Source organism: Shouchella lonarensis (genome assembly GCF_900096965.1).
GTDB classification, from domain to species: domain Bacteria; phylum Bacillota; class Bacilli; order Bacillales; family Bacillaceae_D; genus Shouchella; species Shouchella lonarensis.
The window spans coordinates 41,225-56,444 of the sequence record NZ_FMYM01000001.1; the positions used below are offsets into that span (position 1 = coordinate 41,225).

The following is a 15,220-nucleotide window of genomic DNA, read 5'->3' on the forward strand; positions in this document are numbered from 1 at the left end:
TTCGACAGGTTATCTTTGTGTTTGATTTTCTATATGACTCATTTTTCTCCGAATCAATGACAACGCTTTTTCTAAAGTGGCTTCATTTATCGCGGTGACCTCTTTTTGACGTGCAATGGTCGGGAAAGGTTCATCATCCCAACAAGTCGGAAGTGCTGTTATTGCCATAGTTCGAAAACGTTGGAGCCATTTTTCTGGTAACGGACCTTTCGTAAGCGCTGTTTGATTTGTCATTTCAAGCCAAATGAGCGACCATGCGCGAGGAACGACGCGCCAATGATCATAACCACCACCACAGAGCGCAACCCAGCGTCCGTCACAATATTGGTGAGCCAATTCGTGCGCTAGTTTAGGTATTGCTTTATACGTTTTCATTGATACACGTAAATGCGATAAAGGATCATAGTAGTGGGCATCAACGCCATTTTGGGTCAAGATGATGTCAGGTTTAAAAACGGACACCACTTCTCGGAAAGCGGTTTCATATACTGCCAGAAAAGAGTCATCGTCTGTATAGGCATCAAGTGGGATGTTAATGGTTGTGCCATAGCCTTGTCCGACGCCTTTTTCAATGACGTGACCTGTTCCTGGAAACAAATAGCGACCTGTTTCGTGAATACTAATGGTACATACGTTTGGATCATTATAAAAAGCCCATTGCACACCGTCTCCATGATGAGCATCCGTATCGACATAGAGGATACGGACGTCATATTGTTGTCGCATATGAGCAATAGCAATTGCAGCGTCGTTGTAGATGCAAAAGCCAGAAGCCCGTCCACGCAAGCCGTGGTGTAAACCACCACCGAGGTGAAAGGCATGCTCATATTCGTCACGTAGTACCGCATCACAAGCGCGTAATGTGCCGCCAACAAGATAACTTGCCGCCTCGTGCATATGTGGGAATATTTGGGTATCCTCTGTGTTGAGTCCGTATATTGCTGCATCTTTTTCTGATAAAATTCCTTTTCCTCCTTTTTGAACAGCAGCGATATAATCGCGGTCATGAACAAGGGAAAGGGTGTCTTCACTGGCATGATAAGGACTAAATATTGGTGTATATGGGTGAACAGCACCTAGTGCGCATAACAGTGCATACGTCACTTCTAGTCGAATAGGGTGAAAGGGGTGTTGGTCATGAAACGCATAACGGGGACCGTGCCCACTATAAATGAGGGCTGCTTCTTTTTTCATCGTTGATCACCTGCAGATAGACAGAACTTGTATAATGGATGCATGATGTTGATCTGCTGCAAGGATGAGCAGACCGCCCACCTCCTTCGTCCTGCAAAGATTCATTTATTCGTTCATGAAGCGGTTTGAAAACCGAAGACGATGAAAAGATTCAATCGAGTCTGAAGGTACATTTTCCCCAATCCTTGCCATCAAGCAATTGGCTTGGTGTGAGTTAATTTCTGGATCGTCGGTTGTAAAACAAACGAGTCCGCCAGCATTCATCATTTTTTCCATCATTGTCCGGTACTGCCAAACATCCAAACCGCTTCCTTTTAAATCCCAATGCCAATAGTATTCTGTCGTGATGACAATATAATTCTCCATCGCTTCATCTGCCATTGAAAGGCGTAACAGTGCTTTGCCTAACCCATAACCTCGATAATCAGGGGCAATTTCGATGCCACCCAGTTCTAACAAGTCCACCATATTTCCGCTTGACCAGTGTTCTAGTGGATCAGGATAAACAAACGTTACATAGCCAACAATTGTGTCTTGATCACGTACGACAATGACCCGTCCTTCAGGTAAAGTAGTGATTTTGAGTAACGCATCTTTTTGTGCAGGTGCTGGACGAAAAGAAGTTAAACGAGCATGAAAACGATAGCTAGCCAATGTTTGTTCTGTAAGTGGTCCTTCAATGATGAGTGTACCATTTGGATAAACATAAGACTCTTGAAATGTTTTCTTCGGATGGTTCAAGCGCTCACCTCATTGTCAAAGCATGCTTTTCTTATTAAGCAAAGATGAAAGCGTTCTTCTATATTTAGTATACACGTATTCAGACGAAATAAGAAGTGTATACATTCTATTTGAAACAAAGTTGGACGTGTACTATAATGAATGCACGGGAATGTAGCCAGTTTAAATCGAAAAGAAGGGTAGGGATAGAAAAATATGAAAGCGCTTCCTAAGAGTGTCCTTAACCATAACATGGTGGATTATGATCATTTTGTGAAAACGTTTGATTGGAAACAAGTAGAAAAGCAGTTTTCATGGTATAAGACTGGAAAGGTAAATATGGCTTACGAGGCAGTTGACCGGCATGTAGCAGGACCGAAAGCAGATCAAGTGGCACTTCATTACAGTGATGAGACGAGAAAAGTGTTTTATACGTTTCGTGATCTACGTTGCGAATCAAATAGAGCGGCAAATGTGTTAAAAGAGGTTGGTGTGACAAAAGGAGATCGTGTGTTTGTATTTATGCCGCGCACACCAGAGTTATATACAGGGATACTTGGTGCGCTGAAATTAGGCGCCATTGTTGGTCCGCTATTTGAAGCGTTTATGGAGAGTGCTGTATACGATCGTTTGCAAGATAGTGGCGCAAAAGTGTTATTAACGACCCCCGATTTATTGGAGCGCGTCCCATTTGACGACTTACCGGCGTTAGAAACGGTACTTGTCGTTGCCGATTCATACGAAGACAACGGTTCTTTTTTGGATTATAAGACACGTCTATCCGCAGCGAGTAATGAATTAGAGATTACGTGGGTCGATAAAGAAGATGGCTTGATTTTACATTATACATCGGGATCAACAGGCAAACCAAAAGGTGTCTTACATGCTCATGGTGCGATGGTTCAGCACCTTCATACGGCGGAAACAGTGCTAGACTTGCAAGAAGGCGATGTTTATTGGTGTACCGCTGACCCCGGTTGGGTAACAGGTACGTCATATGGGATTTTTGCGCCGTGGTTAGCTGGAGCGACAACGGTTGTCCGGGGCGGGCGCTTTTCACCACGAGATTGGTATGAAGTGGTTGAGCGCTATGGGGTGACAGTATGGTATAGCGCGCCAACGGCATTTCGCATGCTGATGGGATCAGGGGATGCGCTTGTAGCACAGCATAACTTGTCATCTTTGCGTCATGTGTTAAGTGTAGGGGAGCCATTAAACCCAGAAGTCATTCGCTGGGGTATGGATGTATTTGGTAAGCGTATTCACGATACGTGGTGGATGACCGAGACCGGGGCACAAATGATTTGTAATTATCCTACGATGGATATTCGCCTCGGCTCAATGGGGAAACCGATACCTGGGGTGGAAGCGGCGATTGTCGATGATGCAGGAAAAAAATTACCACCGAACCGCATGGGGAATTTAGCACTCAAAGCCGGATGGCCATCGATGATGCGGGCAATTTGGAATAACAAGGAGAAATATGAGAGTTATTTTATACCGGGTGATTGGTATGTATCCGGTGACTCTGCTTACATGGATGAAGATGGATATTTTTGGTTTCAAGGGAGAGTGGATGACGTCATTATGACGGCTGGTGAGAGAGTCGGTCCGTTTGAAGTAGAAAGTAAATTGATTGAGCATCCTGCCGTTGCAGAAGCAGGTGTGATTGGAAAACCGGATCCCGTGCGTGGTGAGATCATCAAAGCGTTTATTGCTTTACGCGCTGGTTACACAATGACAGATGAACTAGACGAAGAGATCCGGGTGTTTGTGAGAAACAATTTAGCTGCACATGCCGCGCCACGTGAAATTGAATGTCGCGCGTCTTTGCCGAAAACGCGGAGTGGCAAGATTATGCGACGCGTGTTAAAAGCATGGGAGTTAAACTTGCCAACTGGGGATTTGTCGACGATGGATGATTGAAGATGGGGGGCGGAGAGCCCCTCCATTTTTAAGGCTTGGAATTAAAAGATGTAGAAGAGAAAGGATGTATGAGGTTTGGAGAAATTATTATCATTCTTTGCCGCGGAAAATTTTGAGGTGGCACAACTGTACCTTTTTGGAGGGGTAAAGTTTTTAGATTTACTGTTACTTGTGATGGCATTGGATATTGTGACCGGTGTTATTAAAGCAATTAAAAAGGGCGAACTGCAAAGTAAGCAGAGCCTACTTGGATATTCACGTAAGTTGCTCGTACTAGTCGTGATCGTACTTGCAAATGTGATTGATCAAGTTTTAGATATGGGCGGAGCGATTACATATGCAACAGTCGTGTTTTACATTTGTACAGAAGGACTTTCGATTTTAGAAAATCTAGCTGAGATGGGGGTAGCTATACCAACAAAACTAGCTAAAAAACTGAAGGTCATGCAGCCTGATAGCAAGGATGAAGGAATGGGTTGATGATACATATGGGTAGGGCAAGCAATTGCTAAATGTGAAAAGAGGAGTGGATTTACTTAGTTCCCCCTCTTTTTTAGATGGTAATATAATTTAGCGATTAATTATTAATTGTGACCATAGTGAAACACGAGATGTATATAACAGTAAGATGATCGTATGTGAAATGCTAGGCAGAATAATGGTACGAATGAAGTCCCCACACAAAAACCATGGAAAGAAATTCATCTTTTCCATGGTTTTTCTTATAAGAGGATGGTCTATACGTCTATCCTAGTCATTGTCAGACGCAGAATCGTTTACATCACTGTCGACTTCTCCATCCTCTTGGTTATCTTCATTTTCCTCAGTTGCCGCATTATCCGATGTATCTCCATCGTTTTCTTCTTCTTCCTTTTGCTTTTTCTCGATCTTTTCTAATTCATTCTGTTGCTTTAACTGTGCTTGGAACGGACTAAGTCCATCAATTTTTCCAACCATATGACTAGCATACAAGTCGGAGGTGACAAGTTCTAATGCTTCGCATGCTTTACTTGGTGGTCCCCCAGTAATGGCACAGACGCTTCTGCGTGTCAAACCACCAGGTTGAGTGAAACGCTTGCCATTCGCAGACATTAAGGATGGATTGACGTTGTAGGCGGCATGGGCGAGTCGTGCCCATATTTTTTGTGTACGTGGTCCGGTGCCACCGCCGTAAGTGGGGTTTAAAGGGAGTTGTTTTCCCGAAAAACCATTCCAAAGCGCCAAAGTAATATTCGGATTGGTCGCGACAAAGAGAGAGTCCTTGTTGTCATTCGTTGTTCCTGTTTTACTGGCCCAATCTGCATAAAAGATATTCCCTCCTGCAGTTGCACCTGTTGCGCCACTTTTCATCACACCACGTAACATATCGGTAACAAGGTAGCTCGTTTGCGGACTAAAGACAGTATATTGCTTGTCTTCATGTTCATAAACGACTTCTCCTGTACTCGTTTCAATTCGTTCAATCATGTATGGTTCGTGGCGAACACCATTATTAGCAAACGTGCTAAAGGCGCTGGCATTTTGTTCGACAGTAATTTCAACAGATCCGAGTGGTGCAGATTGAATGCCGAGTATTTTTTCAACGCTGAAGTTTGCACTCGTTAAGCCAGCATTAGCGATGACTTTTTCTTTTACACTAACGGGAGTTGCATCAGAAGCTCTGACTGCCGGCACGTTATAAGATTGTACAAGTGATTCGCGGACAGAGACGTTCCCAGCGTGTGCCCTGCCGGCATTTCCTATTGTTTTTCCGTTACGATAGCTCATCTCTGTATCCGGAATGACCAATCCCGGTTGCGTTACTCCGGCTTCAATCGCCGGTCCATAAGCGAGTATCGGTTTCATCGTCGAACCTGCTTGTCTTGGACTTGTTGCGTGGTTAACTTCCCATTTTTCTAGCTCTTCTCTCCGCCCACCAACAAACGAAAGAATCGCCCCAGTTTGGTTGTGCAACAACACCGCACCAAGCTCTTCTCTAATACCGCCACGATCAGGCTCAAACAAATGATCTGCACTTGCCGCAGCTTCATTCATGGCTTTGTATAAATCGTGGTCAATTGTGGTGTACACTTTATAACCTTGATTGACAAGCTCATTTTTGGCTTCTTCAGCAAACTTGTCTCGTTCAATCTTTTTAAGTGAGTCACTTAAATCGTCCCAACCTTTTCGCGCTGCAATTTTTTGTTTTACAAGAACATCGGTTGCTCGCTCTGTAATTTCTGTTGTTAAACGTGGATACTCTTGCATCGAGTCCGGTGCTTTCTTTGCAAAGTCTGCTGTCAAGTCATAATTGCTTGCCTCTGCATACTGCTCGTCTGTAATGTATCCTTTTTCATGCAGTCGCTCTAACACTGTTTCCAGACGTTTAAAACCTGGCTTCATGCCGTTCTCGTCTTTTAGTTGACCATCTTTTGTGAATGGAGTATAACCAAAGGGGCTTTGTGGCATGCCGGCTAAGTAAGCAGCTTGCGGTAAGTTTAGTTCTTTTGCAGAAACCCCAAACACCCCTTGTGCAGCGGTCTCGATCCCGGCAATATTTGTCCCATTGGCGTTACGTCCGAACGGCACAACGTTTAAATACGCCTCTAAAATTTCATCCTTTGACATAAAATGTTCTAACCGTAAAGATAGGAAGACTTCACTTGCTTTGCGATCAAAAGAAACTTCACTAGATAAAATTTGTTGCTTTACTAGTTGTTGTGTGAGCGTACTTCCGCCTGTTTGCACAGATGAATTGCTTAATTCTTGTAATGTTGCCCGTAATAACGCTTTAGGCACAATGCCGTCATGTTCATAAAAATGTTCGTCTTCTGTAGCGATAATGGCCCATTTCACTTCTTCGGCAATGTTATCAAGTGAGACGCGTTCACGTTGTAAGTCGCTACGTAAGTTTCCTAAAAATTGTTCTCCCGCCCAATATATTTTACTTGTCTCGGTTAAGTTTTCTACTAGGGCAACCATATCATTTTCGTTGTAATCAATTTCATCTTTTACAAGTGAAGCAAAATACCCCGCAGCAACTGCACCGGCAAAGACGAGTGAAAGAAAACCAGTAATAATGGCAATGAGACATAAATTCCATAGTACTTGATAAGTGATTTCGACTTTGCGGAAGAATTGAATGCGCGCTAATTTGCGCATAAATGTGTGCCAGTAATGTCGACATTTTGCGAGCATTTCTTTCATTGTTTTCCCCCTAAAGGATGTTTTAATGTAACACTTATTTTTAGTATAAAAGCAACGTGAGGATAAATGATCTTTTTATTATACCTATGAACCATATGACGAAGCAAGAATCGACTCAGTTCTAGACATTTTGCATCGCTTTTAGTATAACATAATGGGAAAGACGGTGTATGGCATATGATTTGAAAGATTGACACCACAAAATGAATATGTTAACAATAAAAGAAAACTTTGTTGATCAATCACGCGATAAAAGATGGTGTTGGTAAAGATAAAGGGAGAGATCAAGGTGACAGAAGAACGAGCATTGACAACAGCACAACAAGAGGCTGTAGATGAACAAATTGCTGCACTCATGCGTGGTGTGGTCGAGGTTGTACCCAAAGAAGATTTTCGTAAAAAAATTGAGGAAAGTGTGCGAACAGGTAGACCGTTAAAAATCAAGTTGGGTATGGACCCAACTGCACCTGATGTCCACCTCGGTCATACGGTCGTGATGCAAAAGTTACGTCAGTTCCAATCATATGGGCATCATATTCAATTAGTGATTGGTGACTTTACAGGAAAGATCGGTGATCCTACAGGAAAATCAGAAACACGTAAACCATTGACAGATGAGCAAGTGATGGAAAATGCTCGTACATATGTAGAGCAGTATGGCAAAGTGCTTGATATAGATAAAACGGAGGTTTTGTATAATTCCTCTTGGCTGAGTGAATTAAAGTTTGATGATGTCTTGAAATTAGCTGGTCAAATCACCGTTGCGCGCATGTTGGAGCGGGAAGACTTCAGCCAGCGTTACAAAAACGAGCAGCCGATTTCTGTGCATGAGTTCTTCTATCCATTGATGCAAGGCTATGATTCCGTAGCGATGGGAACAGACATTGAACTTGGCGGAACCGATCAGACATTTAATTTGTTGATGGGCCGACAACTACAAGAGACATATGGCAAAGAAAAACAAGTCATCATGACACTACCGTTAATTGAAGGTTTAGATGGTGTTCGGAAAATGTCTAAGTCACTTGGAAATTACATTGGTATTGATGAAGCACCAAATGAAATGTTCGGTAAAGCGATGTCGATTCCCGATGAATTGATGGTGAAATATTATCAGTTAGTGACTGACGTACCAATGGCAGATGTGGAAGCACTTGAACGAGGCTTGGCAGATGGCACGGTGCACCCGCGCGATGCAAAAATGGCGCTTGGGGCAAAGTTGGTTGAGATGTATCACAGCGAAGCAGCTGCAAAAGAGGCAAAAGATTATTTCACGACCGTATTTCAAAAACGGGCACTCCCAGATGATATGCCCGAGGTACAGTGGACAGGAGAGAAAGAAGTTCCTGTCATCGACTTGCTTGTTCAATTAAAGATGCAGTCATCTAAAGGAGAAGCCCGCCGCATGATTCAAGGTGGCGGTGTGAAGATTAACGAGGAAAAAGTGACCGACATTCATATGACTGTGCCGATTACGGATGGGATGATCGTTCAAGTTGGAAAGCGTAAGTTTATGAGGGTTTTAGAAGGGTAGATCGAAGTTGAAAAACTTTAAAGCAGGAGTACTGGTCGCATATGAAAACGCCCCCTTGGATTTGACCGAGGGAGCGTTTTTCATCAATTGCCAAGCCACAAAACAGGAACAGAGACCAATGTGAGTATAAGCACTAAAGTAAAGAAAATCACCCTATAGCGGACTTCCTTTTCCTTACCTTTTTTCAATTTTGCTAGATAAATAATAAAACAAGTTATGCCTACGACAAACCACATTGCGATCAAGAAGTACTTAAAGATGTCTTCCATATGCATCACCTTTTCTGGGAATTGTCAGAACCTACACACATACTATAGTATACGTGTATATCCCGAAAAAATAAACAGAAAATTTCATTGTGATTTAATTTGTGTGCTATATACCAATTACAAAGGAGTTACTCGGAAAATAGCAACCCATGTAACACCGACGTAAACACCTCTACCTTTATTATTAGCATCAACCCGAGTGGCTAATAAGGCGAAATATCCTGCATTTATCGTACCAAAAGCTATGCCAGGCGGGAAAAAGTAAGAAGCCCCTGCTACAATTGTAGCCCCAGCCGCCACTGAATGAAGGTAGCTTATATACCTGCGCGTTTGAGCACGGTCAAACTTTCGGTCATAACCCCACCAATGATATGTCCAACGGCCATAAACAGTATTTACTCCGACTTCGGGGTCTTTCACCACCACATCCAAGTCCGAAGAAATAGCAAGATTACCCTCGGCTACCTCGCTATTAACTTCGTCAAAGTGCTGTTGTAATGCATCGAGTTGGTATGCCTCATAAATATGCTGTGGCACATCCTTTAACTGTAAGTAACCATCGTTTGTCACTTCTACATACGGTTCTACTGCCAAGATCAGGTCTTGTTGAGAAAGTTCAATGTTCGGCGGCTCCTCTTGCTCTACATGTCGCTGAGAACCCTCCATCGCAAAAGTCGGAGTAGATAAAAAGCCGCTCAAAACCAGCATCAACACCAATACGCCAGCAACCATTTTTTTGAGATTCATGTCCGCATAACCTCCTAGATATTTTTACAGAAAAACATCGTCCGAAAACAACATCAACATTACGACAGATAAAAAAACTATTTAACTAATAACCATCTACCTACTCCTTTTAAATTATTCCCAAGGTGTAATTACTAGATGTCCAATATATAATAACAGACTATCACACTCACTATGGACCCATTTTTCTGTCTTATTTTGTCTTTGTGGAGAAATAACCCCCACATACGCCGCGAATGAGCATTTTTTGTCGCGAACCGACCACTTTCGATAGTATCCTTAAGCAACATGTAATTATTTGTCGTACGAAACCTTGGAACTTAAGAAGGAAAATCCGCTTTTTCACTCGAAAGATCAATTAAGGATGTTAAAAACAGGGGAGGTTGAATCATTGACGATTAATTATGCCATGTTGTTTGGTGCTGAAACGATCCGCAGAATGACGAAAGAGACAGAAGTAAGGTTAGCGGAAATGGATTTATGGAAGAATGACAAGGAATGGACAGATACGCTCATGAAAAAACTAGCGCGAGAGGACTTTCTTACGTTTGACTTTGACCAAGTGGCGTATGCCGTGAAGAAGATGGCGAAACCTCTTATGGTTGAGCTAATGAATGAGTACATTCTGTCACTTCGTTCACTGCCGCATATTAAAGATGCCTTTGAGTTTGCGACAGTTTTCCAACAAAAGGAAGTTCTTAAGTATCTTGTTGATCGTTACGAAAACGATGAGCATTTGACTGAATATGCGACCGTCTTTCGACTAGTGCTGCGATTTTTTGATGACGAACTGACGAACAATGAACTCATTGATGAAGCACGTCATTTTACTTCGTTTGTGAAAGATCCAGTGATGAGAGTGCGACTGAAGTTGTTCGCGGCAGATGCGCATTGTCACTTAGGGCAGTTTCAAGAGGCTTTATTGTTGCTCGAAGATGTGGTAGAAGGGATATATGCACTTGAAGTAGGCTACACAAAAAGCGCGTTAGCGAGTCGCACTTTCTTGCTAGTAGGCAACTGTTTCTTATACGGTAAAGGCAGCGTGGAAAACGCCAATCTCAATTATCTTGCTGTGATTGCAACCAATGCGACACCGGATACAGTTAAGCTAGCGGCTAATCACGGGATGGGTTTGGTCATGATGTGTAAAAATGATCGTTCTCAATGCGCATTTTACTTCGAGGAAGCGATAAGGAAAGCGAAAGAAACTGGACAGCATGCTTACAGAGAATGTTTAGAACGTGAATACTACCCGTTTGCTCGCAATATACTTGGAGAAAAGTTTGGTCTTGAAGGAGTCATGCAAAAAGAGCAAGTACACCAATACATTGTGCGCGGTGAATATGAGAAATCACTTCGTTTGATTGAAGAATTAGAAGCGGCAGGAAAGAGTAGCCATTTTTTAACGTGGTATAAAGGAAAAGCCACGGGGAAGAGTGAGTATTTTCGGACTGCATTAGAACAATTTAAACAAGGACGATATATGTTCCTAACGTCTCTGATCCAACAAGAGCTTGAAAAATTTGAAGGCCTGAGTGCTGATGTAGGAGGAGATGTTTGATGAATGTGATGAAGCGTTTCTTGCTTGTTGCTGTTGTTGTGCTAAGTTTTGCTTCTGTAAGTGAACAAGTGAACGCAGAAGTTGAAATTAACGACCCTGGAATGCCCAGTGTTAAATCTCACGCAGATTCATAGTTGGAGAACACACGTTTAATGGTCCATCAAATGCATATAACATCCACCCCCGTTCACGTTTGCGGGGGCTTGTTTCTTTGATGGCGCTTACATCAATGCTGTCTTGTTTGTCGCTATATGTTGCGTATCCGTATGCTGACGCTTCTAAGTCCCTTTAACATATTTTTACTATATGTCAACATGTCAACGTTTTTAATGAGGCTTTTGGCACAGCCCCCTATCAAAATCACTCATCCAACTGTCGACTCTTGCGTATAGCACGTGAGAGGGAAACGTAACCGGCAACATACCAGAACAGCGCAAAGAATGTCGCTTTCCCAACGATATCAAACCAACCGTAACTTGCAAACGGCTTATATAAAATATTGCTGAGCAGGAAGATCAGTGAGACAATTCCTGTAGACTTTAACAGCGATTTTTTCTTTGCGTTTTGGTCGTTTTCACCATCAATGTTGGCATGTTCGAGGCCGGATAAAACATAACGGATGGTTACATAAAAAGGAAAAATCATGATGGAAGCAAAGAAAATAAAAAATAATAGGTCATAGTTAGTCGAGTTCATCAAAAAGAGAGAGTAAGAATAGGAGAGAAAAGAAACAACAAACGACAATCCTGCCCCTTCCGCGATAAAATAAAGCACTTTCTGCCGCTTATATTCGTCTTCAGGTAATAGCCATCCAATCCAAGAACGTATCACTGTAAATCATCCTCCCAAAATAAGTCATTTAAAGTTTTTTGTAATGCGCGCGCGATCGCTGTGCAAAGTTGTAGTGTGGGGTTGTACTGTCCTTTTTCAATAAGTCCAATCGTTTGTCGGGTGACGCCGACGGCTTTTGCTAAATCCATTTGTGTCATGCCTTGTTCGAGGCGGGCGAGTTTAACTTTGTTCATGAGTCTCCCTTTCGTGCAATTTATATATGACATATGTAAATTATATATGTCGTGATAAGTGATGTCAAGCAAAACAAAAACAAGCCTTCCGAATGGGAAAGGCTTGTTAATCCTACATTTAATCCTCCGTTTCCACCTCTTTTTTCAATTCGCGCACTTTTTCCAGTGGTAATTGCGTTACTTTCGCAATAAAAGTAATTTCAACTCCTTCACCAATCATGCGTTTTGCTGTTTCGATGATACCCTCTTCCCGTCCCTTTTTCCAGCCCCATTGCTCATATGAATTCATAAAATCATCAATCATAACGCTTTCTTCTGGATGTAATTGATTGATTTCCTTTCGCAATGTTGACTCCTCCTTCTCGTTTAATGTGAGATAAGAATCGAAAAACTTCACGACATGATCGCGGTGTTCTTCTTTCAACTTTAACTTCAATAGAAGTCGCAAAAATGCCTTTTTACATGCGACTTTCTCTTCTTCAGTATACCCCATGAGTGCCAATAATGCAGCAGCGGCAGGATTTTTTGTCTCAATGAAATTTCGCCAAGAAAGCTTTTTTAAAAACAAGGTTTCATACGTAAAAGCGAAATAAGTTTTCCCATTAATTGTATGAATGACTTCGGTTTCAGGTTCCTTATCTGGTGTTCTGTAGCTAAAAATGGCAATCGGTAAAATAGGACATTGGTAGCGATCGAGTAGGCGTGCATAATAGCCGCTCATGCGCTGATGAAATTTTGGGTCATAGCTCGATTGTGACTCGACGTGAACCAGGATGACGACATCTTCAGATTTCAACCGTGTTTTCACAACAAAATCAGGTCGCTGTGGTGCTTTTTGTTCTCCGGAAAACCAAGCGTCGGTTGATATAGGCTCGAGAGCGTGCAAATCAATATTCTCAGTGATGTCTGGAAAAAATGCCTGCATAAAATCAGCAAAAAAGTATTCGAGTAGTTGACGGAAAAGTTGGTCGTGTGGCGGGTGTTGCGGGGGCATAAGAGGGGCTCCTTTCAGGTAGGTATAAGATTTGCGTATCGATGACACCTGTCTCATACTTTGACAAAGAACCATTCAATTCCTGCTAAAAATATTCATTTTGATAAGGTTTATTTACATTCCTACGTTGAACAATGGTATAAGAGATAAAAGAACAAGCCCTTCCGAATAGGAAAGGCTTGTTCTCGGTCATTAACGAGAATACCACTCAACGATGAGTGCTTCTGTAATTTCAGCAGGAAGCTCAGTACGATCAGGGTAACGATCGAATGTGCCTTCAAGCTTGTCAGCATCGAATGTAACAAATGCTGGCGTGAAGTTGTTTACGTCAAGAGACTCTTTTACAGCTGTTAAGTTGCGAGAGCGTTCACGCAAGCTGATCTTTTGACCTGGCTTCATGCGGTAAGATGGAATGTCAACACGTTTGCCATCGACAAGTACGTGACCGTGGTTGACAAGTTGACGTGCACCACGACGTGTGCGGGCAAGACCCATACGGTAAACGAGGTTGTCAAGACGTGATTCGAGTAGAACCATGAAGTTTTCCCCGTGGATACCAGCCATTTTGCCAGCATCGTTGAAAATGCGAACGAATTGACGCTCATTGACACCATACATGTGACGAAGCTTTTGCTTCTCTTGTAGTTGCAATGCGTATTCAGATAGTTTTTTACGTTGATTTGGACCATGTTGACCTGGCGCATAAGGGCGCTTTGCCAACTCTTTTCCAGTGCCGCTTAGTGAAACACCAAGACGACGAGACAGCTTCCATGATGGACCTGTATAACGAGCCATAGTAGACTCCTCCTTGTTATTTTGATGTTGCAAAATAACAACCTCGTTGACAATCCCAATATACTGCGATTCCATCTTCATGTATCTTCGCTTCGACAGCTAGAAGTTACGCGATACACCTCAAATTTTACACAGCCGCTGAGGAATGGAATCGAACAAGCAATCGTTTGTCCCGGCTGTCACTCACACCGAGCAATTATAGCTAACTTCGTAGATATTGTCAAGAGGTTTTCAACTCGTTTTCATTGTCGACATACACCTCTCCACAGTGGCATCCTTCGTCAGAAAGGGCGTGAGCGAGCATATTTTGTCTAAAAGTTTTCTCGGCATGCATGTATGTAAACAGAGGAAGGAAGCTGCCTGGCGCGAATATATACGTTAAGGGACGAGCATGTAAGTCGGGAGGCGAAGTGTATGAGAGAAGATACACGTGCATCGATTAAAGAAGCTGCGGTCAGGTTGTTTCACAAAAATGGATTTCATGGTACATCAGTACGTGATATTGCCAAAGAAGCACGTGTGAATATTTCACTCATTTCCTATTATTTTGGCGGGAAGCGTGCATTATTTGAGTTACTGGTCACAGATTTCTTTGAGGGGTATATTGTAACCATTGAGCAAAGTATTCATCTAGACAATAACGATGCTGCGGCAGCCATTGAATCTGTTTTTTGGAATGTGCTCCAGTATCAACAGTCATGCCATTTACTTGCACGTATGGTTCATCGGGAAATGACACTTGATTCGGTTCTTGTACGAGAAGTCATGAGCACATATTTACAAAAAGAAAAGTATTTCTTAGAGAGTTTATTAAAAAAAGGGATGGCAGAAGGGAATTTCAAAAGGCAACCACTCGATTTACTCATTGTGCAAGTGCGGAATATGATGATTTTGCCGTTTACATCTCCACAATATTTACGAGAATTATTTCAGCTATTGCCGTCTGACGCAAATTTTATGTTACGGTATATGAAGCATGTAACTGTTTGGTTAAAAACGTTGTTAGGAATGTCCGCAAATCAAAAGGAACCTGTCGGGTTATCTTTGTTTTAGGATGAGAAATGAAAAAAGGTGAGATCAGCTTAACATCCCTATTCTCTAGGGGTGTTTTTAGCTTCTCTCTATGATATAAGCAGGAAATCTACATGAGGATGAAAAAGATTTGTCGAACGTCAGTTAAGCGAATATGCCCACAAAATCATGCGTTCATGGTATGATAGAGTACACATATGTTAAGATATTAAGAAACACTTTTGGATATAAGCGAAA

At 42.3% G+C, this 15,220-nt stretch carries 14 protein-coding genes; 6 read left to right on the forward strand and 8 right to left on the reverse strand.

Annotated features, from left to right (window positions below; translation table 11 throughout):
• Positions 1 to 9: 9 nt before the first annotated feature.
• Both BLT29_RS00210 and BLT29_RS00215 read right to left on the reverse strand, forming a co-directional pair.
• On the reverse strand, positions 10 to 1,194 hold the full coding sequence (locus BLT29_RS00210) for an acetoin utilization protein AcuC (RefSeq protein ID WP_090774291.1): 1,185 nt from the start codon (positions 1,192 to 1,194) through the stop codon (positions 10 to 12).
• A 105-nt stretch (positions 1,195 to 1,299) separates the two neighbouring features.
• Positions 1,300 to 1,935 (reverse strand): GNAT family N-acetyltransferase, encoded by a 636-nt coding sequence (locus tag BLT29_RS00215; RefSeq protein ID WP_090774293.1) that lies wholly within the window; start codon positions 1,933 to 1,935, stop codon positions 1,300 to 1,302.
• Positions 1,936 to 2,130: 195 nt separating this feature from the next.
• Here BLT29_RS00215 and acsA point away from each other — a divergent pair, with 195 nt between their 5' ends.
• Both acsA and BLT29_RS00225 read left to right on the forward strand, forming a co-directional pair.
• Positions 2,131 to 3,840 (forward strand): acetate--CoA ligase, encoded by a 1,710-nt coding sequence (gene acsA, locus BLT29_RS00220; protein WP_090774295.1) that lies wholly within the window; start codon positions 2,131 to 2,133, stop codon positions 3,838 to 3,840.
• A 75-nt stretch (positions 3,841 to 3,915) separates the two neighbouring features.
• Complete coding sequence (locus tag BLT29_RS00225; RefSeq protein ID WP_090774297.1) at positions 3,916 to 4,320, forward strand: phage holin family protein; 405 nt, start codon at positions 3,916 to 3,918, stop codon at positions 4,318 to 4,320.
• Positions 4,321 to 4,590: 270 nt separating this feature from the next.
• Here BLT29_RS00225 and BLT29_RS00230 read toward each other — a convergent pair whose 3' ends face one another.
• The gene (locus BLT29_RS00230) at positions 4,591 to 7,026 is read right to left on the reverse strand and encodes a transglycosylase domain-containing protein (protein ID WP_090774299.1); all 2,436 of its coding nucleotides are present in this window, start codon (positions 7,024 to 7,026) and stop codon (positions 4,591 to 4,593) included.
• Between the two features lie 256 nt (positions 7,027 to 7,282).
• Here BLT29_RS00230 and tyrS point away from each other — a divergent pair, with 256 nt between their 5' ends.
• Positions 7,283 to 8,560 (forward strand): tyrosine--tRNA ligase, encoded by a 1,278-nt coding sequence (tyrS, locus tag BLT29_RS00235; protein WP_437182613.1) that lies wholly within the window; start codon positions 7,283 to 7,285, stop codon positions 8,558 to 8,560.
• A 386-nt stretch (positions 8,561 to 8,946) separates the two neighbouring features.
• Here the strand turns inward: tyrS and BLT29_RS00245 are convergent, their stop codons facing one another.
• Positions 8,947 to 9,576, reverse strand: a complete 630-nt coding sequence (locus tag BLT29_RS00245; protein WP_090774305.1) for a hypothetical protein — start codon at positions 9,574 to 9,576, stop codon at positions 8,947 to 8,949.
• A 391-nt stretch (positions 9,577 to 9,967) separates the two neighbouring features.
• Here BLT29_RS00245 and BLT29_RS00250 point away from each other — a divergent pair, with 391 nt between their 5' ends.
• Complete coding sequence (locus BLT29_RS00250; protein ID WP_141769818.1) at positions 9,968 to 11,137, forward strand: AimR family lysis-lysogeny pheromone receptor; 1,170 nt, start codon at positions 9,968 to 9,970, stop codon at positions 11,135 to 11,137.
• Positions 11,137 to 11,271, forward strand: a complete 135-nt coding sequence (locus BLT29_RS13795) for a hypothetical protein (protein WP_281241386.1) — start codon at positions 11,137 to 11,139, stop codon at positions 11,269 to 11,271. Before BLT29_RS00250 ends, BLT29_RS13795 begins: the two co-directional genes overlap by 1 nt.
• A gap of 226 nt (positions 11,272 to 11,497) precedes the next feature.
• Here BLT29_RS13795 and BLT29_RS00255 read toward each other — a convergent pair whose 3' ends face one another.
• The 4 genes from BLT29_RS00255 to rpsD form a co-directional block, all read right to left on the reverse strand.
• Positions 11,498 to 11,968, reverse strand: a complete 471-nt coding sequence (locus tag BLT29_RS00255) for an O-antigen ligase family protein (RefSeq protein ID WP_090774309.1) — start codon at positions 11,966 to 11,968, stop codon at positions 11,498 to 11,500.
• Complete coding sequence (locus BLT29_RS00260) at positions 11,965 to 12,162, reverse strand: helix-turn-helix transcriptional regulator (RefSeq protein WP_090774311.1); 198 nt, start codon at positions 12,160 to 12,162, stop codon at positions 11,965 to 11,967. The genes BLT29_RS00255 and BLT29_RS00260 overlap by 4 nt, the downstream gene beginning before the upstream one ends.
• A gap of 118 nt (positions 12,163 to 12,280) precedes the next feature.
• Entirely contained in the window at positions 12,281 to 13,156 is an 876-nt protein-coding gene (locus tag BLT29_RS00265) for an RpnC/YadD family protein (RefSeq protein ID WP_090774312.1), read from the reverse strand.
• Positions 13,157 to 13,348: 192 nt separating this feature from the next.
• Positions 13,349 to 13,951 (reverse strand): 30S ribosomal protein S4, encoded by a 603-nt coding sequence (gene rpsD / locus BLT29_RS00270; RefSeq protein ID WP_090774313.1) that lies wholly within the window; start codon positions 13,949 to 13,951, stop codon positions 13,349 to 13,351.
• 414 nt (positions 13,952 to 14,365) lie between these two features.
• Here rpsD and refZ point away from each other — a divergent pair, with 414 nt between their 5' ends.
• Entirely contained in the window at positions 14,366 to 15,004 is a 639-nt protein-coding gene (refZ, locus tag BLT29_RS00275) for a forespore capture DNA-binding protein RefZ (RefSeq protein WP_090774314.1), read from the forward strand.
• The last annotated feature ends 216 nt before the right edge of the window (positions 15,005 to 15,220 follow it).

What these genes read in the sequence shown, in the direction of transcription:
- BLT29_RS00210 (WP_090774291.1), bottom strand. Translation starts at nt 1,194, where the DNA reads ATGAAAAAAGAAGCAGCCCTCATTTATAGTGGGCACGGTCCCCGTTAT.
- acsA (WP_090774295.1), top strand. Translation starts at nt 2,131, where the DNA reads ATGAAAGCGCTTCCTAAGAGTGTCCTTAACCATAACATGGTGGATTAT.
- BLT29_RS00230 (WP_090774299.1), bottom strand. Translation starts at nt 7,026, where the DNA reads ATGAAAGAAATGCTCGCAAAATGTCGACATTACTGGCACACATTTATG.
- tyrS (WP_437182613.1), top strand. Translation starts at nt 7,283, where the DNA reads ATGGTGTTGGTAAAGATAAAGGGAGAGATCAAGGTGACAGAAGAACGA.
- BLT29_RS00245 (WP_090774305.1), bottom strand. Translation starts at nt 9,576, where the DNA reads ATGAATCTCAAAAAAATGGTTGCTGGCGTATTGGTGTTGATGCTGGTT.
- BLT29_RS13795 (WP_281241386.1), top strand. Translation starts at nt 11,137, where the DNA reads ATGAATGTGATGAAGCGTTTCTTGCTTGTTGCTGTTGTTGTGCTAAGT.
- BLT29_RS00260 (WP_090774311.1), bottom strand. Translation starts at nt 12,162, where the DNA reads ATGAACAAAGTTAAACTCGCCCGCCTCGAACAAGGCATGACACAAATG.
- BLT29_RS00265 (WP_090774312.1), bottom strand. Translation starts at nt 13,156, where the DNA reads ATGCCCCCGCAACACCCGCCACACGACCAACTTTTCCGTCAACTACTC.
- rpsD (WP_090774313.1), bottom strand. Translation starts at nt 13,951, where the DNA reads ATGGCTCGTTATACAGGTCCATCATGGAAGCTGTCTCGTCGTCTTGGT.
- refZ (WP_090774314.1), top strand. Translation starts at nt 14,366, where the DNA reads ATGAGAGAAGATACACGTGCATCGATTAAAGAAGCTGCGGTCAGGTTG.